Below are 26,622 nucleotides of genomic sequence, written 5' to 3'. Positions count from 1 at the left end.
GACGAGGCGGTCATGCGCGATATACGTCTCCCGTGACCGCGTTCGACACGACCTCGCCCGACGCCCTCGCGGATCGTCGCGGCTACGACCCGGCGTTCCTGGGCGACGGGGCGTTTCGGGTGGACTTCCCGGGTCTCGGGCCCCGTACGGACGACCTCGCGCCCGTCGCGGGGGTGTCTGACGCGGTGCTGCGCTACCAGAACTTCTCGATCCTGCAGTCCCGCTCCCGCCGGCTGCCGATCCTGGCAGCCGTCAACGTTGACGGGGGGCGCGCCTTCGACCTGCCCCGGCGCGGACGATGGCGGCTCGACGGGCGGCTCGCGCCGGAGCACCAGATCGGCAACGAACTCTACCGCGACAACCCGCTCGACCGGGGGCATATGGTCCGCCGCAAGGATGCCGGCTGGGGCGCGACCCGGGCGGAGGCCGAGCGGGGCGAGGCGGACACGTTCCACTACACCAACGCGGCGCCCCAGCATGCGGACCTCAACCAACGCGACTGGCTCGGACTCGAGGATTACATTCTCCGCGCGGTCACGACGCGGGGGCTCCGGGCGTCGGTCCTGACCGGGCCGGTCCTCGCCGACAGCGACCGACCGCTCGATCCGCGACACGGCGCAGACGGCGTCGCCATTCCCGCGGCCTTCTGGAAGGTCGCGGCGGTCGTGGACGATGCCACAGGGCGGCTCTCCGCGACGGGCTACCTTCTCGCACAGGACGATCTTATCGACGACCTCGTCCGGCCGGGCTTCGCCTTCGGGGGCTACGGAGCCTATCAGGTGCGCCTGTCGCGCCTGTCGGACCTGTCGGGGCTCGATTTCTCGGCCCTCGACGCGAGCGATCCGATGGCGGAGCGGGCGCGGTTCGTTCCCGACGCCGGCATCCACCGCGTGGACGGGCCGAACAGCCTGCTACTCGGGTTCGACGCGCGCTAGGGGCGCCCCGAGGCCCCTTGCCGACCGGGCCCGAGATGATGCCCGGGGGGTCGACGCGGCTGCGTCGCCCGCCGTGGCCGAAACCTCGATCTCGCCGTAGCGCGAAAAGGCCGAGGTCAGCCTGAAGAACAGCGGCGGGACGATCCAGGGCAGGGCGGCGATCGCAATGGCCGCCCATCAGTTCGCCGGTACGAACCCCTCCGTCCTTTCGAGCGGGGGAGACCCGGCGAGCGCGTCCAGATCGGGCCGGTGCGGCGCCAGTTCGCTGTCGCCCGCGATGATCCGCTCGAGTTCGGCGGCGGCGGCCAGGAGCGCCGCATCTCCGTGTCGCGGACCCACGAGCTGGATGCCGAAGGGCAGCCCCCTCTCGTCGTGGCCGCAGGGCAACACGATCGACGGATGGCCCGGAATCGTGGAGGCGTAGGCCAGACCGAGCCAATGGTAGTAGCTTTGGGTCGGCCGACCGTCGATGGCGGTCGGATAAAGCTCGTGCCAGTCGCGGGGCTGCACGGTGACCGCCGGCGAGATCAGCAGGTCGCAGGTATCGAAGAAGCCCTGCCAGCGCCGGTGATAGGCGCCCTGCGCCAGAAGCGCGCCCGCCACATCCTCGGCGCTGTAGCTTCGGCCCTCGGCGACGTTGTCGGTCACGTTGGGCCCGACGAGATGCGGCGTCGCGTCGACATGGGGCGCATGGGTGGCAAGGAACATGACCGCCCTGAGAACGGCGAAGATCCGGTCGGCATCGGCGCAATCGGGGCTGCGCGCCTCGAACGTGGAAAAGGCCGGCGCGAGTCGGGCGAGGACGCGTCGAAAAGTCTCGCGCGTGGCGCTCTCCACCGGAGCGAACCCGAAATCCTCGGTCCATGCGACCCGCAGCGATCCGGTGTCGCAGGGGGCGAGGCGCGCGAAATCCGCCGGGTTCCACGCGGCGCGGCCGCCCACGGTCGCGGTGAACGGATCGTCGCGGTGCGGTGCAGCCATCACCGACAGCATCAGCGCGCAATCGCCCACGTCTCGCGCCATCGGGCCCGCGGTCGATTGCGGAAGGAGCGCGGTCGCCCGGGTCGGGCCCGGCACGACGCCGAAGCTCGGGCGGAACCCGACCACGCCGCAATAGGCCGCCGGTGTGCGCAGCGACCCGCCGAGGTCCGACCCCGAGGCAAGCGGCGCGTAGCCGCAGGCGAGCGCGACGGCCGACCCCCCGGAGGAGCCGCCGCAGGATCGGGTGACGTCGTAGGGGTTCGCCGTGGTGCCGTAGACGCGGTTGCAGGTATTGGCCCCGGCGCTCCATTCGGGATTGTTCGTCTTGCCGAGCGGCAGGGCCCCGGCGGATCTCAGGCCGGCGACGAGCGCATCGTCGCAACCGGGAACGTTGTCGCGGAAGATCTCGGAGCCATAGGTCGTCGGAAGGCCCGCGACGTCGTTCATGTCCTTGATCGCCACAGGCAGCCCGTGCAGGGGGCCGAGGGCGCGACCCGCCGCGACGTCCGCATCGGCGGCCCGCGCCCCCGCCAGCAGCCCGTCGAAATCGCGGGCGACGATCGCGTTCACGGCATGGTCCAGACGTTCGATCCGCGCGATGCAGGCCTGCGCCAGCTCCAAGGCCGAAAGCTGCCGGCGCGCGATCAAACGGCGTGCCGCCCGCGCGCCCAGATCGGCGGGGTCCGTCGCGTCGCTCATGGCGTTCCCTCCTCTGCCGGTTCCCCTTCGGCCACCGCGTCGCCCCAGGCGGTGAAGGTCTCGGTCGCGCCGAAGCGCGTCGTGCCGTCGTCGAGAACGCCGGCCGGGCAGGCGAACGGGTAGGGCAGCAGCGACCGCCGGGCCGGCGTCACCGGCGCCACCGCCGCGAGGTGCCGCTTCACCGTGTCGGGCAGCGCGTCGTCCGCCACGATCCGATCCCCGCCGGACACGTCGATCCGGGGCCGTGCGAAGGCCTCGCCGAGATCCATCCCGAAATCGGCGAGCGACGAGGCGAGCTGCACCACCGCGGACACGATCTTGCGCCCGCCCGACGCGCCGAGCGCGAACCGTCTGCCGCCGGACTGGCCGAGCGCGGGGCACACGTTCATCAGGCAGGGCTTGTCCGGGCCGAGCGAGTTCGGCCGGCCATGCGCCGGGTCGAACCACATGATCCCGTTGTTGAGCAGGAACCCCGTCGAGGGCGAGACGATCCGCGCCCCGAAGAGCGACAGGAGCGTCTGTGTCTGGGCGACCATGTTGCCGTCGCGATCGACGACCGAGAAATGCGTGGTGGAGCCGGGCGCGGCCGGGACCTCGCCGTCGTGGCCCATGCGGTCGAGGCGTTCGCGATAGGCGACGGCGAGCGCCTCGGCATAGGCGGGAAACGCCGCGTCGGGGTCGCCGAACGACGCCGTCCCCAGATGCGTCATCGCCCTAGCGAAGGTCGGACCGGCGGTCAGGCCCGGCATCACATGGAACACGGCGTCGCGATACGGCACGGAGAGCGCCGCCTCGAAGCGCGCGCGATTGGAGGCGAGATCCTCGCGCGACAGATATCCGCCCTTGTCGGCCACGTCCGCGGCCATCGCGGCGCCAAGGTCGCCCCCGTGCATCGCCGCCGCCCCCTCGCGCGCGAGCGTCTCCAGGCTGTCGACCATGCGGGACATGTCGATCCGGTCCTCGCCCAGTCCCGTCCAGGAGAAGGGGCGTGGCCACAGGCCGTCCGCGAGGAACATCGCCGCGGCGTCCGGATCCCGGGCGAGGTCGCGCGTCGCGCTCGCGATGATGAGCGCAGCGTACCAGTCGACCGCCATTCCGCGCCGCGCGTGATCGACCGCCGGCTGCAGAAGCTCCGCCCAGGGCATGCGCCCCCAACGCCGGTGGGCCGCCTCGAGCCCGTCCACCATCGCCGGGACCGCGACAGCCCGCGCGCCCCGCACATTGCGATCGTCCACGACGCGGTCCCAGGGGAACAGGTCGTCGGCCACGCCCTCCCCGGACAGCGGAAAGTCCTCGACCCGAAGGGCCGCCGGCGCGCGCATGCCGAAGTTCAGCGCGTTGGCCTCGCCCGTATCGGCGCGCCAGTGCATCGCCGCGCCGCCGCCTGCGGGCCCGGACATCCAGGGTTCCAGCACGCCGCAGACGAAACCGCAGGCGACGGCGGCATCCACCGCATCGCCGCCCGCCCGCAGGATTTCGGCGCCCGCCTCGGCCGCCTGCCGGTGCTGCGAGGCCACGACGCCGCGCGAGGTCTTCACCACATGCTTGCGGATCTGCATCGTTCCGGAAAGCGCGTCGGACATCATGCCTCCAGCCGGCAAAAAAGTGCCGCGGCGAGCCGGGCGCGCTCCACGAGGCTGTCGACGGCGATATGCTCGTTGAGGGTATGGAGATCCGCGCCCCGCACCCCGATGGAGTCCAGCGTCGGGATCCCCAGGGCGCCGGTGAAGTTCCCGTCCGAGCCGCCGCCCGCGGAGGCGCCGCTGATCTCGAACCCGATCTCGCCGGCGATCTCCTGCGCGAGCGAGAGCATCGCCATCGTGCCGGGCTGGTCCGGCGCCCAGACCGGACGCGTGACGCCGCGGCGCACCTCCAGCACCACGTCGCCGCCGGTCTCGCCGAGGGCGAGCATCCGGTCCACGCCCTCGTCCAGAAGCTCCTGCGTCTTGGCCATTGTCAGGACCTCCGCGTCGCAGACCGAGGACACGCAGTTCACCCATTTGCCGCTGTGGAAGACGCCGATGGAAAAGGTGCAATCCTCGGTCGTCATGCCCTCGATCTCGCTCACGGCCCGGGCCATCCGCGCGATGGCCGAACGCCCCTTCGACAATTGCCAGCCCGCATGGCTCGGCCTGCCGCGGGTCTGGAGGTCGAACCGCGCGATGGCGTAGCGGCCGATCACCGCGCCGCCGTCGGGCCGGGCCGGTTCGGGCACCAGCACGTATCGGTGCCGCCTCGCCTCCGCCTCGATCAGCTCGCGGGTGGACGGCGTGCCGATCTCCTCGTCGGGCGTGAAGAGGACCGTGACCGGAAGCGGGGTCTCAACCCCTGCGGCCAGAAGTTTGCGGAGCGCGTCGAGATAGACGTAGTTGCCGCCCTTCATGTCCATAAGGCCCGGCCCGTAGCAAAGCTCGCCGTCGCGGCGGAACGGCAGGGCGTCCAGCGTGCCGAGCGGATGCACGGTGTCGAGATGGCCGAGCAGCAGGATCCCGCCCTGTCCGGCCCGGGGATGCGGCATCGCGGCCCGCACGCTGTCGCCGAGGTCCATGCGGCCCGGGATGCGTTCGGCCCGCGCGCCCAGCGTGGCCAGGTCGTGCTGCACCAGATCCATCATCCGGTTGACCGCCGCCGCGTCGAAGGTCGGGCTTTCGGTCTCGATCCAGGGTTTCAGCCCCGCGAGCATCTCGTCGGTGTCGAAGGGCAGGTCGAGCGGGTTCGTCATTAGGGGGGCTCCTCGCGCCCCGACCGCGCGACGCGCCGACCGGGGGGATTGTGGTTCGGTCGTAGGGTCAGCTCGCGGCGGGGCCGCCGGCGGGCAGGCGCGTCTCCACGATGCGCGCATAGACGGCGGCGCCCACCGGAAGGATCGCGTCGTCGAGCACGAAGGCCGGATTGTGCAGCGGCACCGAGCCGGCATGCCCCACCCGGCAATAGGCGCCCGGCACGACCTTGAGCATGTCGGCGAAGTCCTCCGACCCGGTCATCTGGCTATCGCTGATCCGTGCGCCGTCTCCGACCACGTCCGCGGCGGCGGCGACATAGGCGTCCGACAGGTCGGCGTCGTTCAGGAGCACGTCGAAGACGTTGCGCAGCTCCACCGTGATCTCGACACCGTAGGCCTGGGCCAGACCCGCGCAGAGCTCGCGCATGCGCGTCTCGGCGATCGCGATCACGTCGTCGTGGAAGTAGCGGATCGTGCCCGTGATCGTCGCGCTCCCGGGCACGACGTTGTAGGCGGATCCCGCGTTGAACGTCGTCACCGACAGCACGACCGGCTTCGTCGGCGGCGTGTTGCGGCTGACCACGCTTTGCAATTGCTGCACCAGCGCGGTGCCGATCACGATGGGATCCTTGGACTGGTGCGGCATGGCGGCGTGGCTGCCGCAGCCCTTCACGACGATGTCGAAGAAGGCGGCGCCGGCCATCGCCGGTCCCGGCGTCACCGTGACCACGCCCGGATCGGCGCCCGGATCGTTGTGCATCCCGTAGATCTCGTCGCAGGGGAACCGTTCGAAAAGGCCCTCGGCCAGCATCCGGCGCGCGCCGCCCAGACCTTCCTCCGCGGGCTGGAAGATCAGCACGACGGTGCCGTCGAAGTTCCGCGTCTCCGCCAGATAGCGCGCCGCGCCCAGAAGCATCGTCGTGTGTCCGTCGTGGCCGCAGGCATGCATCCGTCCGGGATTGGTCGAGCTGTAGGGCACGCCGGACACCTCCTGGATCGGCAGGGCGTCCATGTCGGCGCGCAGCCCGACGCGACGGTTGCCGCCGCCCGCCCCCCGGACGAGGCCGATGACGCCGGTGCCGCCGATTCCCTCGTGCACCTCGTCGACGCCGAACTCGCGCAGCTTCGCGGCGACGATGCCGGCGGTGCGGCGCTCCTCGAAGCCCAGCTCCGGGTGGGCGTGGAAATCCTGCCGGATCGCGGTGAGGTCTTCGGTGAAGGCTTCGATCTGCGAGACGAGGCTCATGCGGTGGTTCCCTGTTCTGCTTGTGCGCCCCCGAGGGCGCGGAAATTCGCGAAGTCCCAGTTCCGGCCGGGCGCCGCCTCGATCAGGCTCCGGGTGTAGGAATGCCTCGGGTTCGTCAGGACGTCCGTCGCCGCGCCCTGCTCGACGACCCGGCCCTTCTGCATCACGACGACGTCGTCGCAGATCTGCGCCGCGACGCGCAGGTCGTGCGTGATGAAGAGCATGGCGATGCCGAACCTCTTCTGTACATCCTCCAGAAGGCCGAGCACCTGCGCCTGCACGCTGACGTCGAGCGCCGAGACGGCCTCGTCCGCGACGAGGAGGTCGGGCTGCATGGCCACGGCGCGGGCGATGGCGATGCGCTGGCGCTGCCCGCCCGAGAACTGGTGCGGATAGCGCGTCATCGCGTCGCGCGGCAATTCCACGAGTTCCAGCAACTCGGCCGCGCGCGCCATCGCCTCGGCCTTGGGGGTGCCGAAATTGATCGGCCCCTCGCAAAGCGAGCGCGCCACGGTCCAGCGCGGATTGAGGGATCGATACGGATCCTGGAAGACGATCTGGAAGTGCTTGCGATGCGGCCCGAGCTGGCGCCGCGACATTTGCGCGATCTCCGTTCCGGCCACGACCACCTCGCCGCCTGTCGGATCGATCAGCCGCATGATGCAGCGGGCCACGGTGGACTTGCCCGAGCCGCTTTCGCCGACGATGCCGAGCGTGCGGCCGGGGGCGATGTCGAAGGTCACGTCCTGCGCGGCCCGCACGCCCCCGGCCGTTCGGAACCAGCCCCCGCCATAGGTCATCTCCAGCCCCTCGACGCGGAGCACCGCCGCCGCGTCCGGCGCGGCGCGCCCGGCGCGGGGGGCGAGGTTCGGCACCGCGGTCAGGAGCTTGCGGGTGTATTCCTCCTTCGGTGCGGTGAGCAGCGTCCGGATCGGCGCGCGTTCGACGATCCGCCCCTTCTGCATCACGCTCACGGTATCGGCGATCTCGGCGACGACGCCCATGTCGTGGGTGATGAACAGGACGGCCGTGCCGTGACGCTCCTGCATCTCCTCGATGAGCTTCAGGATCTGGAGTTGCGTGGTGACGTCGAGCGCGGTGGTCGGCTCGTCCGCGATCAGGAGGTCGGGGTCGAGCACCAGCGCCATGGCGATCATGATCCGCTGCCGCTGCCCGCCCGACAATTGATGCGGAAAGGCCGCGTAGATCCGGTCCACGTCCGGCAGGTGGACCTGTTCCATGATGTCGAGCGTGCGCGCCTTCGCGTCGGATTGAGACAGATCGGTGTGCATGGCGAGCACCTCCTCGATCTGTTCTCCCACCCGCAGCACGGGGTTCAGCGCCGTCATCGGCTCCTGGAAGATCATCGCGATCCGCTGGGCGCGGAGGCGGCGCATCTGCTGCGGCGTGGCGCTGGTGATCTCGAAACCTTCGAGGTCGATCTGCCCGCCCTGCACCTCGAGCGCGTCCTTGGGCAGAAGCCCCATCGTGGCGAGCGAGGTGACGGACTTTCCCGATCCGCTCTCGCCCACGAGGCAATGGGTCTCGCCCGCATGGATGTCGAGGTCGATCCCGTCGAGCACCGGCTCGGCGTCCGGCCGTCCGGACAGGCCGACCCGCAGGTCGCGGATCTTGAGGATGCGTCTGGCGGCGGACAGGTCGCGCGACTTGAACTTCATCTCAGCCCTCGCGCTTCTTCATGCGGGGATCGAGAAGATCGCGCGCGGTATCGCCGAGGAGATTGATGCACAGGATGCACAGCGACAGGAGCAGTCCCGGCCAGAAGATCAGCCCCGGCTTGATCTGGAAATAGCTGCGCCCCTCGGCCATGATGTTCCCCCAGGTCGGAATCTCGGTGGACACGCCCGCGCCGAGAAAGGACAGGATCGCCTCGATCAGGATCGCCGAGGCGCAGATATAGGTCCCCTGCACGATGAGGGGCGCCAGCGTGTTGGGCATCAGGTGCTGCAACAGGATCTTGGGCATGGACGAGCCGAGCGCGATGGCGGCCTCCACGTAGGGTTCCTCGCGCGCCGAAAGGACGACCGACCGGACGAGGCGGACGACGCGCGGCACCTCGGGGACCGTGATGGCGATGATGACCGAGCCGAGCGACGGCCCGTTCAGCGCCACCAGCGCGATGGCCAGAAGGATCGCGGGGATCGCCATCAGGCTGTCCATGATCCGCATGACGATCCCGTCCACGGTCCGGAAGAAGCCCGCGACGAGGCCGATGGCGAGACCAACCGTCACGGACACGATCGCCGCCCCGACGCCGATCAGGAGCGATACCCGTCCGCCCGTCATCACGCGGCTGAAGATGTCGCGCCCGTAGGGGTCGGTGCCGAGGAGATGCTCCGACGACGGCGGCCGCAGACGGGCCATCGCGTCCATCGCCAGCGGATCGTGGGGCACGTAGAGCGGTGCGCAGATCGACGCGACCACGATGGCCACGAGCACGAGCGCGGCGAGGCCCGGCCCGATGCCGACCCGCGCGCCCGCGGGCAGCGAAAGCATCCCGGAGAGGACCTGGAACGCGCTATGCCGGGAGCCGGGGAGTTCTGTCATGTCAGTACCGGATCCGTGGGTCGAAGAAGGAATAGGAGACGTCGACGACGAGGTTCACCATCACGTAGATGCCCGCCGTCAGCAGGATCATCGCCTGGATGACCGGGTAGTCGCGCGCCAGGATCGCATCGACGGTCAGCCGACCGATGCCGGGGATGTTGAACACGCTCTCGGTGACGACCACGCCGGAGATCAGGAGCGCGAAGCCCGTGCCGATGATGGTCAGGATCGGCACCGCGGCGTTGCGGAGCGCGTGCCGGAACAGGACCACGTTCTCGCGCACGCCCTTGGCGCGGGCGGTGCGCACGTAATCCTCGCCCAGAACCTCGAGCATGGAGGCGCGGGTCATGCGCGCGATCAGCGCGATGTAGATCGTAGCCAGCGTCAGCGACGGCAGGATGGCGCGGCTGAAGAACGCGCCGACGCCGTCGGTGGGCGCGGCGTAGCCCTGCACCGGGACCCATCGGAGCTCGATCGCGAAGATCTGGATGAGGATGTAGCCGATCACGAAGACCGGCACGGAAAAGCCGAGCACGGAGAAGCTCATCACCGCGACGTCGATCCAGGTCCGGTGGCGCCACGCGGCGATAACGCCCATCGGCACCGCGAGCAGGACCGAGATCACGATGGTCATCAACGCGATGTTGATGGTGGGGCCAAGGCGGGCGGCGACCATGTCCACCACATCGGTGTTCGAGATCAGCGACGTGCCGAGATCGCCCTGCAGCATCTGGCCGAACCAGGTGAAGAACTGGACATGGAGCGGGTCGTTCAGCCCCAGCCGGTCGCGGATGCGCTCGAGCTGCGCCGGCGTCGCGGCGTCGCCGGCCAGGATCGCCGCGGGATCGCCGGGGGTGAGCCGCAGCAGCAGGAAGACGAAGATCGCGACGATCAGCAGGACCGGGATCGTGGCGAGCAGCCGCTTCAGAATGTAGGCGATCATGGACAACCGCTCCTGCGGAACTTGTCGGGGAGGTGCCGGGTCCGCGACGGCGCGCGGACCCGGCGGCGGATCACTCCGCTTCCTTGGTCAGGTTCCAGAACACCGGCACGGGCGACTGGATCATGTTCTGGACCGTTTCGCGGCGGGCCTGCGGGATCAGGTACTCGCCCATCATGATGTAGTTGACGTTGTCCATCACGTGTTCCTGGATACGGACGGCGATCTCCTTCTGCTCCTCGGGCGATCCGGCCGCGACGAAGGCCGCACGCATCTCCTCGATCTCGGGATCGGTCGGCCAGCCGAACCAGCCGTCGTCGCCGCGTCCGTTGACCATCACGTTGATGAGGGGATCCGAGATCTCCGGCACCATCCAGTTCGTGAAGAACATGTTCCAGCCGCCCTCACCCACGGGGGCCTGCTGGGCGCGCCGCTGCACGACCGATTGCCAGTCCATCGACTGCATGTCGACCTCGAAGCCGCCTTCGCGCAGCGCCTGCGCCGCCACGACCGGCTGGTTGACGAGGCTGACGACGTCGGTCGGCGCCATCAGAACGATGGGCGTGCCGTCGTAGCCCGCCTCCTCCAGCAGCGCCTTCGACCGTTCCGGATCGGGCCCGCCGGTGACGATCTCGGCGCCCGTCTCGTCGGCGAGCGGCGTGGCGCATCCGAAGATCGAGCCGCAGACGTTGTAGTATTCCGGGTCGCCCTGCATCGTCGCCAGCATCTGCTCCTGACCCAGTGCGGCAAGCGCGGCCTGCCGGACGAGCTTGTCGTCGAACGGGGGGTGCAGGAAGTTCGGCCGGCCGATCGTGACGTAGCCCAACGGGTCGCGCATCTCGACGACCACGCCGGGCGCGCTTTCGAGGATGGGCATGAGGTCGATCTGGATCTGTTCGATGTAGTCGATCTCGCCTGCGGCCAGCGCGTTCATCGCGGTCAGGTTGTCCGGCATCGACGTCCAGACGACGCGATCGACGTTGACGACCTTGCCGCCGGCCATCCAGGAGGGCTCCTCCTCCCGCGGGATGTAGTCGTCGAATTTCTCGTAGGTCACCGAGACGCCGGGCTCATACTCGCTTTCGTTGAACACGAACGGGCCGGACCCGACATATTCGGTGATCGTCTCGTCGGGCGAGGTTTCCGCGACGCGCGCGGGCATGATGAAGGGCGGAACGGCCGATTGCTTCGAGATGACCTCGAGCAGCGGTGGAAACGGCTCGCTCAGGGTCCAGACGACGCTGCCGTCGTCCGGCGCCTCCAGGCTTTCGGTCACGTCGAAGATGAATTGCCCGCCCGAATCCCGCGCGCCCCAGCGGTTCAGCGAGGCGATCACGTCGGCGCCGGTCACGGGCGCGCCGTCGTGGAAGGTGAGTCCGTCGCGCAACGTGAAGGTATAGGTCAACCCGTCGTCCGACACCTCCCAGTCGGCCATCTGCGGCTGCGGCGCGAAGTTCTCGTCCATGGCGGTCAGGACGTCGTAGACCATGTAGCCGTGGTTGCGCGTGATGTGGGCGGTCGTGATGATCGGGTCGAGCACGCGCAGACCCGAATGCATCACGGCCGTGAGGGTCGTCTCGTCCTCCTGCGCCGGCGCGACGGCCGGAAGCAGCGTCGCGCCCCCCGCCAGCAATGTCGCGGCGAGCCTGTGCAGTCCCGGGCGCGTGAACCTTGCGAATGTCATGGACGTTTCTCCCTGTTGGATCTCACGTTGTCGGTATTGGCACGGCGCCGGGGCACACGGCGCGCGCGTATCCCCCCGAGGGTCGGTCCGTTCGGGGAAAGCCGGAGGTCCGGCCGCAGCCGCGTGAACGGCAGGGCGGCCGGGTCGAGGGGCATGGGACCGGGCGCCACGGCGACGAGGATACGGGTCGCGACGGGGGCGAAGTCGGCCCGGAAATGGGTCGAGCTCTTGACCGCGAGGATCGCCTGATCCTCGGGTGCGATGCCCACGAAACGGAACATCTCCCGGTCGGCCATCTGGGCGATCCGGCTCGTGACCACGACACGCACCCCGCCGATCCGCAGACAGGCCGAGGGCCCGAGGTCGAGCGCCGTGCCGCCGTAATAAGGCCCCGTCGCGCGGAGCTTGCCGTCCGACAGGGTCTCCACAACGGCTTCGGTCTCGACCGGCGCGTCGCCGGGCACGGCGGGATGTCCGCCGATGCGGAACCGCGCCCGCGCGCCCGTTCCGGCGGCATGGGCCTTTCGGGCGGTATCGGGATCGACGATCAGGCCGATCGCGGCCTTCGTCGCCCGCGCCGCGATCAACGCGCGCAGCAGGCCGGTCGTGGCGGAGACGCCGCCCGCGCCCGGATTGTCCTGCGTGTCCGCGAGGATCACGGGGCCGCCGGACGCGGCCGCGATCTCCATCGCGCGGGCGACGGCCTCGCCTGCCTCGTAGGCGTCCCCGTCGAACCGGTCCTCCGCCGCGGCGTAGGACGCGGCGATCCGGTCCGCCGCGGCATCCGCCGCCGCCTGCGTATCGGCGTAGACCACAGCCGAAGGCCCGCAATCGGGAATGTCGGCCGCCGGAAATCCGAGAAACAGCGATGCGGCCCGCACGCCCCGCCCCTCGCCTTCGATGGCGGCCAGTTCGGCATAAAGCGCGTCCGCCGGTGCCGTGTCCGTCGTCTGGAACGGGATCGGCACGAGGTAGGACATCTGCCGGAACGCCCGGGCAAGCGGCACGCCCCGTGCCATGATCGCGTGAAGGAGTTCGGCGGCGCGGCGCCCGGTCTCGGCCATGTCCACATGCGGATAGGTGCGGAATCCGAGCAGCGCGTCGACGGTCGTCACGAGCTCCCCGGACACGTTCCCGTGGAGGTCCAGGGCCGCCACGATGGGCACGTCGGGGCCGACGGCCGCGCGCATCCGGCGCGCGATCTCGCCCTCGCCGTCGTCGAGATGCTCGGCCACCATCGCGCCGTGCAGGTCGAGGAACACGCCGTCGAGCGTGCCGGCCTGGAGGATACCCGCGACGATCTCCCCGGCGATGGTTTCGAACGCGTCCCGCGTGACCGCCGCCGAGGGGATCGCACCGGCCCAGAGCACCGGGACGATGTCCCAGCCTCGCTCCCGCGCGACCGCCAGCGCACCGGCGATGCCAAGGTTCACCCCCGCCGCGCGCTCGGGCAGTTCGGCGCCGCGGCTCAACGGGATGTAACCCCCGCCCGTCTCGAACGTTCGAAGGCCGGCGACGACGGGCGCGAAGGTGTTCGTCTCGTGCAAGAAGCCGGCGAGCGCGACCCGCATGCTGCTTTCTCCCCGTTGCCGCTCCGACACCGTCGCGGTCATAAGTATCGCTGTGCGATAACTCTTATTGCTAGACGAGCGTAGATAGGCAAAGCTCGGTCCGTCAATAGGGTGGAGAGGTCGTGACAGGTATTCTTCGCGCCGAAGCGCCGACCGTGCCTGAATCAGAGGCCGGGGGCGTCGATGCGCTGTTCGTGCGGGCCGCGGCGCGCACGATCCAGCTTCTCGGCGCATTCCATCAGGCGGCCGGTCCGCTCACGCTGACCGAGATCGCGCAGCGCGCCGAGCTCGACCGTTCGGCGGCCCAGCGGCTCGTCCATACGCTCCTGAAGCTCGGCTACCTGCGACGCGGGCCGAACGGGCGCGGATATCTGCCGGGGCTGCGCGTCCTCGACAACACGCTCGACGTCCTGCGCCTCGACCCGACGGTGCAGAAGGCGACGCCCGTCCTGCTCGAGCTGCGCAAAACCGTGCGCGAGCGCGTCGACCTTTCGCTCTTCGACGAGACGCGGCTGATCTACGCGCTTCGGATGCAGAGCAAGCGGGAGACGTTCTACGCGACGCTGGTCGGCCACAGCGTTCCGACCTTCTGCACCGCCGGCGGCCGGGCCGTGCTGTCGGCCCTGCCGGAGGCCCGGGTGCGCGACATTCTCGATCGGACGCCGATCCAGCCCTACACGCCGCGGACGGTCACGGAGATCGACGAGATCCTGCGGCGGATCGACCGGGCCCGCCGGGACGGCTACGCGATCATCACCGACGAGTTCGTGCAGGGCGAGGTCGCCATCGGCGTTGCCGTGACGCAGGGCGACGGCGTTCCGCTCGGCGCGATCCACGTGGCGGGATCGCTCTCGGAATGGACGCCCGAAAGCTTCGCGGGCGCGGTCGCCCCCTTCGCCACCGAAGCCGCCCGCGCGATCACGGCAAGCCTCTGACGCAGGGTCATGCCTTCGCCGGAACGGTGGCGTCGGGCCGGATCAGTCGCGCCGCCAGCCGGAGGGGCCTTCGTGCCGGGGCACTTCCACGTAATCCCCCTCGACCACGTCGTCCCGGGCGGGCGGCGGCTCCCGCATCGGTTGTCCGCCGACGGTAAAGGCCTTGACCTCGATCCGCTTGCGGACGTGGTGCATCACCGCGTCCCGCACGCCCGGCACGAGAAGGGCGAACCCCACCGCGTCGGTGAAGAAGCCGGGCGTCAGCAACAGAAGTCCCGAGGCGAGGATCATCGCGCCGTGTGCGAGTGGCCGTGTCGGATTGCTCAGCCGATCCAGCGATTGCTGGATGCGGCGCAGCTCCGCCAGTCCCTGCTTGCGCACCAGATAGGTGCCGAGCGCCGCCGTGACGACGACGATGGCGAGCGTCGGAAACAGCCCGATCAGACCGCCCACTTGGATGAAAAGCGCGATCTCGATGATCGGAACGGCGACGAAGATCGCGAACAACCACATGGCATGGGCCTCCTTCGGTCGGGATCGCTTCCCTTGATCCCCTTGCTGTCTTACTTATGTGCGGGGTTCGGGATACCAAGCCCAAGCGCCCGGAGAGAAGGATGAACCATCCCGTGATACAGCTTCTTGTCCTCGCCGCGATCGCCCTGTTCCTCGTGATCCGGCTGAAGAACGTGCTCGGCACGCGAACCGGGTTCGAGAAGCCGCCGGCGGTGGACAATCCGCGCTCGGACGCCGTGCGCCGCGACTTCGAGGTGATCGAGGGCGGGCCGGACCGCGACATCATCGACCATGTGCCCGACGGCAGCGAAAGCGCGAAGGCGCTTGCCGCGATGAAGCAGGCCGAGCCGGGGTTCAGCGTGGACGAGTTCGTCGGAGGCGCCCGGCAGGCCTACGAGATGATCCTGATGGCCTTCGAGAACGGCGATCTTTCGCCGGTGCAGGATTTCCTGGCCGAAGACGTCTACGACGCGTTCCTGTCGGTCATTTCAGACCGGGAGGATCGGGGGCTGAAGGTCCATGCGAACTTCGTCGGCGTACGGGAAACCGTGCTGACCGATGCGGAGTTCGATCCGACCACGTCGGAGGCGGAGATCACGTTGCGCTTCGTCGGCGAGATGACGAGCGTTGTGCGCGACGCGGAGGGCAAGATCGTCGAGGGCGATCCGAACGAGATCAAGAAGAATCGCGACGTCTGGACCTTCGCGCGCATGATGGGCACCGGCGATCCGAACTGGAAGCTCGTCGCAACCGGGGGCTGAGATGGCCCCTTTGGAAGCACCGCATGCCGCCCCTGAAACGGGGCGGCCTTGTTTTGCGGATCTGCCGGGATGGACGCAGGACGACCTCGCCGCCGCGCTCGACGCGTATCGGCAGAACCCGCCCGGCCCTTTGTCGGAGATCGCCCGGGCCGCCTCCGACGCGAAGGCCCTTTTCGAGGCGCTCTTTCGACCGGGGTCAACGATACCGGGCCGTTTCACCGGCTATTACGAGCCCGAGCTTTCCGGCGCCCGTGCGCCCAGCGACGCCTTTTCCGTGCCGATCCATGCCATGCCGTCCGGCCCCGTCACAGCCCCCCGGGCGGAGATCGAGCCGCTGCTGGCGGGCCACGAGATCGCGTGGCTGCGCGACGAGGTGGATCGCTTCTTTCTGCAGGTGCAGGGGTCGGGGCGCATCCAGTTCGAAGACGGCGAAACGCTGAGGGTCGGCTTCGCGGGTCGGAACGGTCATCCCTATCGCTCGATCGGCAAGCTTCTGGTGGAGCGTGGCGTGTTCGATGCGGATATCGACGCCGAGGCGCTGAAGGCCTGGCTCAGGGCCGATCCCGAACGGGGTCGTGCCGTGATGGCGGAAAACCCGAGCTACGTCATGTTCGACGCGCTCGACTTGCCGCCCGGCGCGGGACCGATGGGGACGCTCTGCCCGTTGAGCGGCGGCCGCTCGCTGGCGGTCGATCCCGAGCAGTTGCCGCTCGGCACGCCGGTCTGGGTCGAAACGCAGGGGATCGCGCGTCTCTGTGTCGCGCAGGATACGGGCGCGGCGATCCGGGGCCCGGGCCGCGCGGACCTGTTCTTCGGAACGGGCGACGCGGCAGGCCGCGCGGCGGGGCGGCTCAACCATCCGGGACGGTTCACCCCGCTCCTGCCGCGATGAGGCGGCGCAGGCTGACACCCGAGGACCGGGACATCTGGTCCCGCTACACCCGCACCGCCGAGGCGCTGCCCCAGCCGCGGCACGGCCCCGCGGAGACGATGCCGTCGGGGCAGGACCGGACCACCGGCGGGGCCGGGCCGGAGGAGCTTTCGCCGTTCCGGCTGGGCGAGCGTGCGACGGCGCGGACGGGCGCTCATGCGCTTGCCCCGTCCATCTCCGAGGAGATCCGCGCTGCGCCGATCCGGATGGACGCGAAGGCGCACAAGCGCATGATAACCGGCAAGCTGCGCCCCGAGGGCAAGCTCGACCTGCATGGCATGACGCTGGACCAGGCGCATCCGGAGCTTGCGCGCTTCATCCTGATGTCCCACGCGGCTGGAAAGCGGCTGGTGATTGTGGTGACCGGGAAAGGCAAGTCCCGCCCCGTGGACGGGCCGATCCCGACCCGCCCGGGCGTGCTGAAACATCAGGTGCCGCAATGGCTTCGCATGGCGCCGCTCGCATCGGTCGTGCTTCAGGTCAGCGAGGCGCACAGGCGCCATGGCGGATCAGGCGCGTACTACGTCTATCTGCGACGGTAGGTCCGCCTTCGCGCGCTGCACCGCGATGGCCGCGATCAGCCCGGCGACGGCGAAATACGCCGCGATAGCGAGGGCCTGGTGAGGCAGGTCGATGCCGCGATCGATTGCCACGCCGGTCAGGCCGGGGCCGATGGCGGTGCCCAGCACCATGACCGACGCGCCGAGCGCCTTGATCGATCCGATATGCCGCGTTCCGTAGAATTCCGCCCAGAACGCCGTGGGGACCGTCGCCTGCATTCCGGATCCGGTCCCCATGATCACGAGGGCCACCGCCCCGGCCCAGAGCGACTGGGCCCCCGCCAGCAGGTAGAAGGCCACGACGAAGGGCAGCATGTAGACCTGGATCAAGCGCCCGGACCCGATCCGGTCGATCACCGCGCCGGAGAGCAGCGTCACGCTCACCACAGAAATCGTGTAGATCGGCAGGAGCGCGACGAAGGACGCGTGGGTCCAGCCCTTGGCCATCGCGAAATGCACCTGATGGAAGAACAGCGCCGTGCCGAAGGCCGGCGGGCCGAGCAGGAGCGGGATCATCGCCCAGAAGAGCGGATGGCGCAGCACCTCCATGCGGACCCAGTGGCGGTCGCCCATGCCGGTCGAGGACGACGCGTCGGCCAGCGCGGCCGGCGTGCGCTCGGCCCGGAGCAGCCGCAGCAGGACCGGGATGGACAGGAGGGTGAGGCCGGCGCAGCCGACCCAGAGCATTCGCCAGTCCGCGACTGACAACAGCCAGACGAACAGGATCGGCAGCGTGGCCTGTCCGAGCGCGAAGCCCAGCGAGGCGATGGAGAGCGCCTTGCCGCGCGAGGTAACGAACCATCGCGCCATCGCCACATTGGCCAGATGCGACATCATCCCCTGACCCATGAAGCGCAGCGCGAAGATCGCGAGCGCGAGGAGCGCGAGGCCGTTGGTCGCCGCCATCAGCAGGCAGGCCCCCGCCAGACCGCCGCAGACGAGCGTCGCGAGTCGGCGGATCCGCAGCCGGTCCGCGATGCCACCGGCGAAGATCATGGCCAGCGCCGAGGCGCAGGTCGCGAAGGTGTAGATCAGCCCCCAGGTCCCGTCGGTCAGGCCGAACGTGCCCATCACCTCGACGGCGAAGATCGCGATGAACACCGTCTGCCCGAACGACGAGGTGAACGCGATCAGCGCCCCTGCGGAAAGGAAAGCGGCGTTGTCGTGCAGGAACCGGGCGAAGCCGGCCTCTCGACTCAAAGAACGTATCGGGACAGGTCCGCGGACCGGGACAGCTCGCCGAGCTGCGCTTCCACGAAGCCGGCGTCGATCACGACATCGGTGCCGCCCTTGTCGGGCGCTTCGAAGGACAGCTCCTCGAAGACACGCTCGAGCACGGTGTAGAGCCGCCGCGCGCCGATGTTCTCGACGCTCTCGTTCACCTGCGCGGCGATCCGGGCGAGCGCCGCGATCCCCTCGTCGGTGAAGCTCACGGTGACCTGCTCCGTCGCCATCAGGGCGGTGTATTGCCGGGTCAGCGCGTTGTCCGTCTCCGTCAGGATGCGGACGAAATCGTCCTCGGTCAGCGCGCGAAGTTCGACGCGGATCGGCAGGCGCCCCTGCAATTCCGGCAGGAGATCCGAGGGCTTGGCGATGTGGAACGCGCCCGACGCGATGAACAGGATGTGGTCGGTCTTGACGGTGCCGTGCTTGGTGGAGACGGTCGTGCCCTCGATCAGCGGCAGCAGGTCGCGCTGCACCCCTTCGCGGCTCACGTCGGCGCCGCGGGCATCGGCGTTGCGGCAGACCTTGTCGATCTCGTCGATGAAGACGATGCCGTTCTGCTCCACCGCGCGAATCGCCTCGCGGGTGACGGTCTCCGCGTCCAGAAGCTTGTCGGCCTCCTCGTCGATCAGAAGTTCGTAGCTCGCCGCGACGGTCAGGCGCTTTTTGACGGTCCGCTGGAAGGCCTTGCCGAACATCTCGCCCAGCGAGGCCATCTGGTCGCTGCCCGGCTGGCCGGGGATGGCGAGGCCGCCCATCGGGTTGGAATTGTCGGCGAGCTCGAGCTCGATCACCTTGTCGTCGAGCTCCCCCGCGCGGAGCTTGCGACGGAACGACTCCCGCGTGCCTTCCCGCGACTGATCGCCGGCCAGCGCGGAGATCACCCGCTCCTCGGCGGCGGAATGGGCCTTCTCCTTGACGTCCTCACGCATCTGCTCGCGAATCATGACCTGTGCCGCATCCACCAGATCGCGGACGATCTGTTCCACGTCGCGGCCGACATAGCCGACCTCGGTGAACTTCGTCGCCTCGATCTTGAGGAACGGCGCGCGGGCGAGCTTGGCCAGCCGGCGGCTGATCTCGGTCTTACCGACGCCGGTGGGGCCGATCATCAGGATGTTCTTCGGATAGACCTCGTCGCGCAGGTCGTCGCCCAGCTGCTTGCGCCGCCAACGGTTGCGCAGGGCGACGGCGACGGCGCGCTTGGCGTCCTTCTGGCCGATGATGAAGCGGTCCAGCTCGGACACGATCTCGCGCGGGGTCAGGTCGGTCATTCTCGGTCTCCTTGTGCGCCTACCTAAGCGGCCTGCCGGCAAACGCAACGTGGGGCGGGCGGGCGATCAGCCGAGCGTCTCGAGCGTCAGGTTGCCGTTCGTGAAGACGCAGATGTCGGCGGCGATCGCCATCGCCCGGCGGGCGATCGTCTCGGCGTCGAGATCGGTCTCGATCATCGCCCGCGCCGCGGCCAGCGCGTAGTTCCCGCCCGATCCGATGGCGGCGACGTCGTGCTCCGGCTCGAGCACGTCGCCCGCCCCGGTGATGACGAAGAGGTCCCGGCCGTCGGTGACGATCAGCATCGCCTCCAGCTTCTGAAGATACTTGTCGGTCCGCCAGTCCTTGGCGAGCTCGACGCTCGCCCGGGCAAGCTGACCGGGCGTCGCCTCGAGCTTTTTCTCCAGCCGCTCCAGCAGGGTGAAGGCGTCGGCGGTGGACCCCGCGAAGCCCGCCACGACGTCGTGGCCGCCCGGCGACAGGCGGCGCACCTTGCGCGCAGTGCCCTTCATCACGGTGTTGCCGACGCTCACCTGTCCGTCGCCCGCGATCACGATGCGCCCGTTCTTGCGGACGCCGATGATGGTGGTCCCGTGCCAGCCCGGAAATTCGCTCATGCCGTCCTCCTGCTCACCCGTCGCCATATGTGACCGGATCGGCCGGCATGCCACCCCCCGCACGGATCCGGTCCCGGTGCTCGACCATGTAGATGCGCAGCCAAGGGGTGAAGCGCTCCGGCTCGGCGGCGATCTCCGCGGCGAGCGCGTCGAGGGCGATCCAGCGGTGGGCCTGCACCTCCTCCGGGTCGGGCTCGATGCGCAGATCCGGGCCGGCGAGGCCCACGAAGAGATCGACGACCTCGTGCTCCACCATGCCCCCGCCCACCTCGGCGCGGTATTCGACCGTGCCGCGCGGAACGAGGGGCAGGCCGGCGATCCCAAGCTCCTCCCGGAGGCGGCGCTCGGCGCAGTCCGCGGACGATTCCTCCCAATGCGGATGGGTGCAGCAGGTGTTCGCCCAGAGGTTCGGGGTATGATATTTTCCCTCCGCGCGCTGCTGCAGCAGCATCGCGTCGTCCCGAAGCACGAAGACCGAGATCGCCTTGTGGGGTAGCCCCCGTTCGTGCGTCTCGAGCTTGGGCATCGGCCGGAGCGTCCCGTCCACCCAGGCGGGGATCATCGTGTCGTCGGATGGCATGCATGTCCTCGTCGGCCGGGATGAACCGCGCCTGTCTAGACGGGCTGGACGAGGAAGTGAAACCCGTGCGGCCCGCGTCAACCGCATGAGGCTCCGGTCCCGCAGCGGCCCGCCCGGGCGGGCGCTGCATCCGGGGCGTGTGCGGCATGTCCGGCGCTTCGTGTCGCCGGGCAGGTTGCGGCGATCGGTCTTGTTGCATGTGGCGCCGCCGGAACGCTACGTGTCGTCCTTGATCCTCGAAAGACATCCATGACGCTCCCCTTTTCAGCAAGCGACGGATCCGGTCCGCATGCCATTGTCGTCGGTGCCGGGTTCGGCGGCCTCGCCGTCGCGATGCGGCTCGGGGCGGCGGGATGGCGCGTCACCGTCGTCGATCGGCAGGAGGCGCCGGGCGGGAGGGCGATCTCCGTCGAGTCCGGGGGCCATCGCTTCGATCTGGGGCCGACGCTGCTCAGCCATCCGGACGCGCTCCGGCGGCTGTTCCTCGAATGCGGGCACGATCCCGACGTGCTCGCCCTCGTCGCGCCCGATCCGCTCTGGTCGTTCCACTGGGAGGACGGGACCCGCGTCGAGGCCCGGGCCGAGGGAATGGAAGACGCGGTTCGGCGTATCTCGCCCGGCGACCTCGAAGGGTGGAACGCGCTCTGGAACGAGGCGCGCGCGCGGCCCTGGGGCGGGTTCCGCGGTCTTTTCGAGCGGTTCCGTTCGCGTGCCCGGGGCGGCGTCATGCGGCGCGTCGCGACCCATCTGAGCAACGAGAAGCTGCGCACGATGATGGCCTGCCCGCCGATTATGGTGGGTCAGAACCCGCTGACCGCCGATCCGGAGCTGTGCTTTCCGGCGATGACCCGCCACGGCCTCGTCGCCGCGAATGGCGGGCTGGGCGACGTCGCGCGCGCGATGGCCGACGCGGTCGAGGCGCAGGGCGGCGACTTGCGCGCCGGCGTCGAGGTGGTCGCGGCCTCCGCCCGGCATGTCGAGCTGGCCGGGGGCGAGCGGCTGGAGGCCGACGTCGTGATCGTGGGCACCGTCCCCCCGTCGCGCCGCGCGCCCGCGGAGGCGCTCGGCCTGTTCGTCTGGCATTTCGGCACCCGCGAGACGGCCGATCTATGGCCCGATATCGGGGCCAGCACGATGGTCGCGGGCCCTAACATCGCGGCGAACCTGCGGACGGTCGCGCGAGGCCGCGTTCCCGTCGAACCGCTGATCCATCTGCGGCGGACCTCGCTCGACGATTGCTCCGCCGCGCCGGAGGGCGGGGACACGTTCTACGCGCTGGTCCCCGTTCCGCATCTGGGCCATCGCGGCGGGCCGAAATGGTCCGGCGAGGCGGGGGCGCTCCGCGACCGTCTGCTGGCGCGGATCGAGGCGCAGGTCCTGCCGGGCCTCGCGCGGCATCTGACGGCGGAGATGTTGTTCACGCCCGAGGACGTGCGGCGCCGGTTCGGCACCCTGCACGGCCTGCCGGCCGGCGGGCATTCCGCCATGGCGGGGACCGGGTTCCTCCATCTGGTGCCCGGACCCGAAGGGGGCGTGGCGGGGGCGATCTCCGGCGCGGAGGCGCTGGTGCGGAACCTGCCCCTGCCGGCGGCGCTGTGACGATGGACTGGACCCTGTTCCCCGTCTTCCTCGGCGCCTGCGGTGCGGCTGCGGCGACGGGCGTGCTGTTCCGGCCGGGCGCTTGGTATGCGGGGCTCGCGAAGCCGGTCTGGACGCCGCCCGACCGGCTCTTTCCCGTGGCTTGGACGATCCTTTACGTTCTTCTGGCCTTCGCTGCGGCGCGCGTGGCAGGGCGCGAGGGGGCGGCGTTGCCGATGGCGCTCTGGTCGCTGCAGATCGCGCTCAACACGCTGTGGACCCCGGTCTTCTTCGGCTTGCACCGGATGCGGGCGGCGCTCGTGGTGATCCTGTGCCTGCTGCTGGCCGCGGTCGCACTTGCCGCCTCCCTGAGCCGGATCGATACGCTCGCCTGCTACGCGGTCGTTCCCTATGTCGCCTGGCTGATTTACGCGGCGGCGCTGAACGCGTCGGTGCTGCGCCGGAACCCTCAGCCCGGATAGTCGCGCATCGCCGTCGGCGGACCGGCGGAAAGCATCCGCCGGGTCGTGCGTTACCATCAGGACCGAAAGCCCTTCTGCCCGCGCCCTGTCCCGCAGGAGCGTCAGCATCCCGCAGGCGCGCGCGGGGCCGCGCGCCGAACGGTTCGTCGCGCAGGAGTCGGGGCTGCGCCGCAGGAGCGCGAGGGCGGCGCAGCCCTGCTGGGCCGCCGGACAGGTCGCCGGGCAGGCGGTCGTTCATCGCGCCCAGACCGATGCGGGCCAGCACGGCGTCGCGGTCGCGCCGCTGTTCGGCGTCGGGTCGCAGGTCCGGGCACAGGTCGAGCGCGACATTCTTCGCGACATTCAGGTGCGGAAACAGGGTCTGGTCCTGAAAACAGGATCGGGAGCGGCCGGTTGGCCGGGAACGGTGCCGTGATGCCCGTGCCGTTCACGCGGATATGCCCGTCCTCCGGGGCGGTTCAGCGGGTCCGCTTGCGCATCTCAGCCCTGTGCCGGACTCCCCGAGGCGGGAAAGGGTGTGGCCCCTGCCGCGGAGGGCGGCGAGGACGGTTGCTCATTGGGCCGGCTGCGCATGGGCCGGGATGTCGGTCACGTCCTCGGTCAGGACGCCCGCTTCCGGGTCGTCGAAGACGCCGAGGTCGACCTTGCCCTCGCCCCGGGCGACGATGGTGGTGACCACCGCATCGCCGGTGATGTTCACCGCGGTGCGGATCATGTCCATCAGGCGGTCCACGCCGAGGATGATCGCCACGCCCTCGATCGGCAGGCCGACCTGGGTCAGCACCATCGTGAGCATCACCAGACCCACGCCCGGCACGCCCGCCGTCCCGATCGAGGCGAGGATCGCCATGCCGACCACGGTAATGTAGCCGGTCAGGCCGAGGTCGATGCCATAGACGTTGGCGAGGAACACCGTCGCCACGCCCTGCATGATCGCGGTGCCATCCATGTTGATGGTCGCGCCGAACGGGATGCAGAAGGACGCGACGCCCTTGTCCACGCCGACCCGTTCGGTGACGGCCCGGTAGGTGACCGGGATCGTGGCGTTCGAACTCGCCGTGGAGAAGGCGAAGACCTGGGCCGGGCGCAGCTTCTGCATGAAGGTGATCGGGTTCAACCCCGACAGCGTCTTGAGCAGCAGCGACAGCGTCCCGAACAGGTGCAGGAACAGCGCCAGAACCAGCGTCGCGACATAGGCCATGACCGGGACGAAGAGGCCGATCCCCTGCTCGGCGAAGGTCTTGGCGATCAGCGCGAAAACCCCGTAGGGCGCGAAGGTCATGACGATGCCGACGACCTTCATGACCAGTTCGTTCATGAAACCGCACGCCTCGGTGAAGGGCTTGGCCGCGTCGCCCATCATCAGGGCGGCGATGCCGAGGATGACGGTGTAGAAGATCACCTGGAGCATCTCGCCCGAGGCGAAGGCCTGGATCGGATTGGTCGGCACGATGGCCGCAAAGGTCGACCAGACCGACGGCGCCTCGGCCCCGGTGACGCCGGAAGTGTCGACCCCCTCCATGTCGAAGCCGGACCCCGGCCCGATCAGGAGGGCGAGGATGATGGCCATGCCGATCGCGCAGGCCGTAGTGAAGATGTAGAGCGCGAAGGACTTGCCTCCGACCCTGCCCAGGATGCGGATGTCGCCGATCCCGGTGACGCCGGTCAGAAGCGAGAAGAAGACCAGCGGGACCACCAGCATCTTCAGGGCATTGACGAACATCGTCCCGATCATGCCGAAGAAGCCGGCGACGACGTGCGTGTCGACGAACGGGGAGTCGAGCATGTCGAGGAGGACCCCCACGACGATACCGAGCCCCATCGCAATCATGATCTTGGCTGTCAGGGACAGCTTTTCCGAACCCTTGACACGTGCATGAGCCATCTCGGCGCTCCCGTTGACGCAACGCCATCATGTTTACACAAATTATACGTTTGACCAAAGGCTGATGTGGCGCCGGGCGGGCGACATGGCGGACCGGCCCGGAATCGCCTAGTCAGGGGGGAATTGGGCAAATCGGAGGGGCTCATGTCCCTGAACTCTTTCGGACACCTGTTCCGCGTCACCACCTGGGGCGAAAGCCACGGCCCTGCCCTGGGCGCCACGGTGGACGGCTGCCCGCCGGGGGTGCCCATCGAGACAGAGGCGCTGCAGCGCTGGCTGGACCGCCGCAAGCCCGGCCAGTCGAAGCACACCACGCAACGCAAGGAGCCTGACGCGGTGGAGATCCTGTCGGGCGTCTTCGAGGGGCGGTCGACGGGCACGCCGATCCAGCTTCTCATCCGCAACACCGATCAGCGCTCCAAGGATTACGGGGAGATCGCGGAGAAGTTCCGCCCTGGCCATGCGGACATCACCTACTGGCAGAAATACGGCATCCGCGACTATCGCGGCGGCGGACGGTCGAGCGCGCGGGAGACGGCCGCGCGGGTCGCGGCGGGCGGCGTGGCGCGGGCGGCGCTCCACGCGCTCCTGCCGGACGTGCGGATCACCGGCTACATGGTGGCGATGGGGCCGCTCGACATCGACCGGGCGCGCTTCGACTGGGACGAAATCGGGCGCAACGACTTCTGGTGCCCGGACGCGGACGCGGCGTCGGCCTTTGCCAAGCATCTCGACTGGCTGCGCCGGGACGATCACAACTCGGTCGGCGCGGTCATCGAATGCGTGGCGCGGGGCCTGCCGGCGGGGCTCGGCGCGCCGGTCTACGGCAAGCTCGACACCGACCTCGCCGCCGCGATGATGTCGATCAACGCCGTCAAGGGCGTCGAGATCGGCGAGGGGATGCAGGCCGCGCGCCTGACCGGGCGCGACAATGCCGACGAAATCGGGATGGGGCCGGACGGACCGGTCTATTCCTCCAACCACGCGGGCGGCATCCTCGGCGGGATCAGTACCGGGCAGGACGTCGTGGTGCGCTTCGCGGTGAAGCCGACCTCCTCGATCCTGTCGGAGCGGCGCACGATCACGAAGACCGGCGAGGAAACGACGATCGTCACCAAGGGGCGGCACGACCCCTGCGTCGGCATCCGCGCCGTTCCGGTGGCGGAGGCGATGATGGCCTGCGTCGTGCTGGACCATTTCCTGCTCCACCGCGGGCAGGTCGGGGAGGCCGGCGGGCGGATCGGCTGACCCTCATTATGTGCAGACGCGGACCGCTCGACTGGTTAAGGTCGTGTTCGTCATGATCCTCTGCGAGCGGCGCGGCCGGGGCATGCGGGGATCGGCACGAGATCAAAGGGATTGTTCATAGATGTCTGCGGCAAGCGAACTCGAACGGTTGATGACGACGCTCGTCAACGCGGAGCGGATCGAGCGGGGATTCGACCCGCTCGACCTCGAATTCCGTCTCAACGCCTCGTCGGAGGACCATAGCGCCTGGATGCTGCAGGAGCAGACGTTCTCTCATGTCGGCGCGGACGGGGACGGGTCGAAGGCGCGCATGGAAACGGCAGGGTTCGAGTTCAGCGGTAATTCCGCCTCGGGGGAGAACATCGGCTGGCGGAGCGAGCGCGGCGACGACGGCTACGCCGACGATGTGGCGGCGCTCCACGCCGCACTGATGGACAGCGCGCCGCATCGCGCGAACATCCTGAACCCGGATTTCGACTATCTCGGAATCGGTGTCGAGATCGGGGAATTCGCCGGCTGGGACGCGATCATGGTGACCCAGCATTTCGCGACCACCACGGCAGACGTGGAGATCGATACTGGCTTGACGCCCGAGCCGGATCCCGACCCGCTTCCCGAACCCGAACCCGAACCCGAACCCGAACCCGAACCCGAACCCGAACCCGAACCCGAACCCGAACCCGAACCCGA

24 protein-coding genes are annotated in these 26,622 nt (G+C 69.4%); 9 read left to right on the top strand and 15 right to left on the bottom strand.

Annotation, left to right across the window (positions count from 1 at the left end):
* Positions 1 to 32: 32 nt before the first annotated feature.
* Positions 33 to 935, top strand: coding sequence for a DNA/RNA non-specific endonuclease (locus Q1B08_RS09280; RefSeq protein ID WP_299817423.1), 903 nt, complete (start codon positions 33 to 35; stop codon positions 933 to 935).
* Between the two features lie 177 nt (positions 936 to 1,112).
* Here Q1B08_RS09280 and Q1B08_RS09275 read toward each other — a convergent pair whose 3' ends face one another.
* The 9 genes from Q1B08_RS09275 to Q1B08_RS09235 all read right to left on the bottom strand — a co-directional run bounded on the left by Q1B08_RS09275 (position 1,113) and on the right by Q1B08_RS09235 (position 13,346).
* Positions 1,113 to 2,615 carry an amidase family protein gene (locus Q1B08_RS09275; RefSeq protein WP_299817421.1) on the bottom strand — a complete coding sequence of 501 codons (1,503 nt, stop codon included), beginning with the start codon at positions 2,613 to 2,615 and terminating at the stop codon, positions 1,113 to 1,115.
* Positions 2,612 to 4,198: a gamma-glutamyltransferase gene (locus tag Q1B08_RS09270; protein WP_299817419.1), complete on the bottom strand. Its 1,587-nt coding sequence runs from the start codon at positions 4,196 to 4,198 to the stop codon at positions 2,612 to 2,614. Before Q1B08_RS09270 ends, Q1B08_RS09275 begins: the two co-directional genes overlap by 4 nt.
* Entirely contained in the window at positions 4,198 to 5,337 is a 1,140-nt protein-coding gene (locus Q1B08_RS09265) for a M20/M25/M40 family metallo-hydrolase (protein ID WP_299817417.1), read from the bottom strand. The genes Q1B08_RS09270 and Q1B08_RS09265 overlap by 1 nt, the downstream gene beginning before the upstream one ends.
* 67 nt (positions 5,338 to 5,404) lie before the next feature.
* Entirely contained in the window at positions 5,405 to 6,583 is a 1,179-nt protein-coding gene (locus tag Q1B08_RS09260) for a M20 aminoacylase family protein (RefSeq protein ID WP_299817415.1), read from the bottom strand.
* Positions 6,580 to 8,262 (bottom strand): ABC transporter ATP-binding protein, encoded by a 1,683-nt coding sequence (locus Q1B08_RS09255; protein ID WP_299817413.1) that lies wholly within the window; start codon positions 8,260 to 8,262, stop codon positions 6,580 to 6,582. Before Q1B08_RS09255 ends, Q1B08_RS09260 begins: the two co-directional genes overlap by 4 nt.
* 1 nt (position 8,263) lies before the next feature.
* Positions 8,264 to 9,151, bottom strand: coding sequence for an ABC transporter permease (locus Q1B08_RS09250; protein ID WP_299817411.1), 888 nt, complete (start codon positions 9,149 to 9,151; stop codon positions 8,264 to 8,266).
* Between the two features lies 1 nt (position 9,152).
* On the bottom strand, positions 9,153 to 10,094 hold the full coding sequence (locus Q1B08_RS09245; protein WP_299817409.1) for an ABC transporter permease: 942 nt from the start codon (positions 10,092 to 10,094) through the stop codon (positions 9,153 to 9,155).
* Between the two features lie 70 nt (positions 10,095 to 10,164).
* A complete protein-coding gene (locus tag Q1B08_RS09240; protein WP_299817407.1) occupies positions 10,165 to 11,775 on the bottom strand; it encodes an ABC transporter substrate-binding protein in 1,611 nt (536 codons plus the stop codon).
* Positions 11,772 to 13,346 carry a M81 family metallopeptidase gene (locus tag Q1B08_RS09235; RefSeq protein WP_299817405.1) on the bottom strand — a complete coding sequence of 525 codons (1,575 nt, stop codon included), beginning with the start codon at positions 13,344 to 13,346 and terminating at the stop codon, positions 11,772 to 11,774. Before Q1B08_RS09235 ends, Q1B08_RS09240 begins: the two co-directional genes overlap by 4 nt.
* Positions 13,347 to 13,468: 122 nt before the next feature.
* Here Q1B08_RS09235 and Q1B08_RS09230 point away from each other — a divergent pair, with 122 nt between their 5' ends.
* Entirely contained in the window at positions 13,469 to 14,281 is an 813-nt protein-coding gene (locus Q1B08_RS09230; RefSeq protein WP_299817403.1) for an IclR family transcriptional regulator, read from the top strand.
* Positions 14,282 to 14,323: 42 nt separating this feature from the next.
* Here the strand turns inward: Q1B08_RS09230 and Q1B08_RS09225 are convergent, their stop codons facing one another.
* Complete coding sequence (locus Q1B08_RS09225; protein WP_299817401.1) at positions 14,324 to 14,794, bottom strand: FxsA family protein; 471 nt, start codon at positions 14,792 to 14,794, stop codon at positions 14,324 to 14,326.
* Between the two features lie 101 nt (positions 14,795 to 14,895).
* Here Q1B08_RS09225 and Q1B08_RS09220 point away from each other — a divergent pair, with 101 nt between their 5' ends.
* Genes Q1B08_RS09220 through Q1B08_RS09210 form a run of 3 tightly spaced genes read left to right on the top strand, consistent with a single transcriptional unit; the run spans position 14,896 to position 17,028 of the window.
* The gene (locus Q1B08_RS09220) at positions 14,896 to 15,555 is read left to right on the top strand and encodes a Tim44/TimA family putative adaptor protein (RefSeq protein ID WP_299817399.1); all 660 of its coding nucleotides are present in this window, start codon (positions 14,896 to 14,898) and stop codon (positions 15,553 to 15,555) included.
* A 1-nt stretch (position 15,556) separates the two neighbouring features.
* Positions 15,557 to 16,447 (top strand): MltA domain-containing protein, encoded by an 891-nt coding sequence (locus tag Q1B08_RS09215; RefSeq protein ID WP_299817397.1) that lies wholly within the window; start codon positions 15,557 to 15,559, stop codon positions 16,445 to 16,447.
* Positions 16,444 to 17,028: a Smr/MutS family protein gene (locus tag Q1B08_RS09210; RefSeq protein ID WP_299817395.1), complete on the top strand. Its 585-nt coding sequence runs from the start codon at positions 16,444 to 16,446 to the stop codon at positions 17,026 to 17,028. Before Q1B08_RS09215 ends, Q1B08_RS09210 begins: the two co-directional genes overlap by 4 nt.
* Here Q1B08_RS09210 and Q1B08_RS09205 read toward each other — a convergent pair.
* The 4 genes from Q1B08_RS09205 to idi form a co-directional block, all read right to left on the bottom strand.
* Positions 16,996 to 18,246, bottom strand: coding sequence for an MFS transporter (locus tag Q1B08_RS09205; protein ID WP_299817393.1), 1,251 nt, complete (start codon positions 18,244 to 18,246; stop codon positions 16,996 to 16,998). The genes Q1B08_RS09210 and Q1B08_RS09205 overlap by 33 nt on opposite strands.
* Complete coding sequence (hslU, locus tag Q1B08_RS09200; RefSeq protein WP_299817391.1) at positions 18,243 to 19,544, bottom strand: ATP-dependent protease ATPase subunit HslU; 1,302 nt, start codon at positions 19,542 to 19,544, stop codon at positions 18,243 to 18,245. The genes Q1B08_RS09205 and hslU overlap by 4 nt, the downstream gene beginning before the upstream one ends.
* 66 nt (positions 19,545 to 19,610) lie before the next feature.
* On the bottom strand, positions 19,611 to 20,159 hold the full coding sequence (gene hslV / locus Q1B08_RS09195; RefSeq protein WP_299817389.1) for an ATP-dependent protease subunit HslV: 549 nt from the start codon (positions 20,157 to 20,159) through the stop codon (positions 19,611 to 19,613).
* A gap of 13 nt (positions 20,160 to 20,172) precedes the next feature.
* Positions 20,173 to 20,739 carry an isopentenyl-diphosphate delta-isomerase gene (idi, locus tag Q1B08_RS09190; RefSeq protein WP_299817387.1) on the bottom strand — a complete coding sequence of 189 codons (567 nt, stop codon included), beginning with the start codon at positions 20,737 to 20,739 and terminating at the stop codon, positions 20,173 to 20,175.
* A 249-nt stretch (positions 20,740 to 20,988) separates the two neighbouring features.
* On the opposite strand from idi, the gene Q1B08_RS09185 reads away from it, so the two are divergent.
* Positions 20,989 to 22,338 (top strand): FAD-dependent oxidoreductase, encoded by a 1,350-nt coding sequence (locus Q1B08_RS09185; RefSeq protein ID WP_299817385.1) that lies wholly within the window; start codon positions 20,989 to 20,991, stop codon positions 22,336 to 22,338.
* Positions 22,339 to 22,340: 2 nt separating this feature from the next.
* On the top strand, positions 22,341 to 22,799 hold the full coding sequence (locus Q1B08_RS09180) for a TspO/MBR family protein (protein ID WP_299817383.1): 459 nt from the start codon (positions 22,341 to 22,343) through the stop codon (positions 22,797 to 22,799).
* A 553-nt stretch (positions 22,800 to 23,352) separates the two neighbouring features.
* Here Q1B08_RS09180 and Q1B08_RS09175 read toward each other — a convergent pair.
* A complete protein-coding gene (locus tag Q1B08_RS09175; RefSeq protein WP_299817381.1) occupies positions 23,353 to 24,684 on the bottom strand; it encodes a dicarboxylate/amino acid:cation symporter in 1,332 nt (443 codons plus the stop codon).
* Positions 24,685 to 24,828: 144 nt separating this feature from the next.
* Between Q1B08_RS09175 and aroC the strand changes: the two genes are divergently transcribed.
* Together aroC and Q1B08_RS09165 are read left to right on the top strand one after the other, a co-directional pair.
* Positions 24,829 to 25,932, top strand: coding sequence for a chorismate synthase (aroC, locus tag Q1B08_RS09170; protein WP_299817379.1), 1,104 nt, complete (start codon positions 24,829 to 24,831; stop codon positions 25,930 to 25,932).
* Between the two features lie 121 nt (positions 25,933 to 26,053).
* The coding region (locus Q1B08_RS09165; RefSeq protein ID WP_299817377.1) for a CAP domain-containing protein at positions 26,054 to 26,622 on the top strand (569 nt) is incomplete at its 3' end.

It is taken from the genome of uncultured Jannaschia sp., assembly GCF_947494025.1.
Taxonomy (GTDB): domain Bacteria; phylum Pseudomonadota; class Alphaproteobacteria; order Rhodobacterales; family Rhodobacteraceae; genus Jannaschia.
The sequence above is the reverse complement of the archived record's forward strand: the minus strand, read 5'-3'. Positions and strand labels throughout refer to the sequence as shown.

Coding starts and splice junctions, on each gene's coding strand:
- Q1B08_RS09255 (WP_299817413.1), bottom strand. CDS start 8,262: ATGAAGTTCAAGTCGCGCGACCTGTCCGCCGCCAGACGCATCCTCAAG.
- Q1B08_RS09225 (WP_299817401.1), bottom strand. CDS start 14,794: ATGTGGTTGTTCGCGATCTTCGTCGCCGTTCCGATCATCGAGATCGCG.
- Q1B08_RS09275 (WP_299817421.1), bottom strand. CDS start 2,615: ATGAGCGACGCGACGGACCCCGCCGATCTGGGCGCGCGGGCGGCACGC.
- Q1B08_RS09250 (WP_299817411.1), bottom strand. CDS start 9,151: ATGACAGAACTCCCCGGCTCCCGGCATAGCGCGTTCCAGGTCCTCTCC.
- Q1B08_RS09260 (WP_299817415.1), bottom strand. CDS start 6,583: ATGAGCCTCGTCTCGCAGATCGAAGCCTTCACCGAAGACCTCACCGCG.
- Q1B08_RS09215 (WP_299817397.1), top strand. CDS start 15,557: ATGGCCCCTTTGGAAGCACCGCATGCCGCCCCTGAAACGGGGCGGCCT.
- hslU (WP_299817391.1), bottom strand. CDS start 19,544: ATGACCGACCTGACCCCGCGCGAGATCGTGTCCGAGCTGGACCGCTTC.
- Q1B08_RS09180 (WP_299817383.1), top strand. CDS start 22,341: ATGGACTGGACCCTGTTCCCCGTCTTCCTCGGCGCCTGCGGTGCGGCT.
- Q1B08_RS09220 (WP_299817399.1), top strand. CDS start 14,896: ATGAACCATCCCGTGATACAGCTTCTTGTCCTCGCCGCGATCGCCCTG.
- aroC (WP_299817379.1), top strand. CDS start 24,829: ATGTCCCTGAACTCTTTCGGACACCTGTTCCGCGTCACCACCTGGGGC.
- Q1B08_RS09270 (WP_299817419.1), bottom strand. CDS start 4,198: ATGTCCGACGCGCTTTCCGGAACGATGCAGATCCGCAAGCATGTGGTG.
- idi (WP_299817387.1), bottom strand. CDS start 20,739: ATGCCATCCGACGACACGATGATCCCCGCCTGGGTGGACGGGACGCTC.
- Q1B08_RS09175 (WP_299817381.1), bottom strand. CDS start 24,684: ATGGCTCATGCACGTGTCAAGGGTTCGGAAAAGCTGTCCCTGACAGCC.
- Q1B08_RS09245 (WP_299817409.1), bottom strand. CDS start 10,094: ATGATCGCCTACATTCTGAAGCGGCTGCTCGCCACGATCCCGGTCCTG.
- hslV (WP_299817389.1), bottom strand. CDS start 20,159: ATGAGCGAATTTCCGGGCTGGCACGGGACCACCATCATCGGCGTCCGC.
- Q1B08_RS09210 (WP_299817395.1), top strand. CDS start 16,444: ATGAGGCGGCGCAGGCTGACACCCGAGGACCGGGACATCTGGTCCCGC.
- Q1B08_RS09240 (WP_299817407.1), bottom strand. CDS start 11,775: ATGACATTCGCAAGGTTCACGCGCCCGGGACTGCACAGGCTCGCCGCG.
- Q1B08_RS09185 (WP_299817385.1), top strand. CDS start 20,989: ATGACGCTCCCCTTTTCAGCAAGCGACGGATCCGGTCCGCATGCCATT.
- Q1B08_RS09235 (WP_299817405.1), bottom strand. CDS start 13,346: ATGCGGGTCGCGCTCGCCGGCTTCTTGCACGAGACGAACACCTTCGCG.
- Q1B08_RS09265 (WP_299817417.1), bottom strand. CDS start 5,337: ATGACGAACCCGCTCGACCTGCCCTTCGACACCGACGAGATGCTCGCG.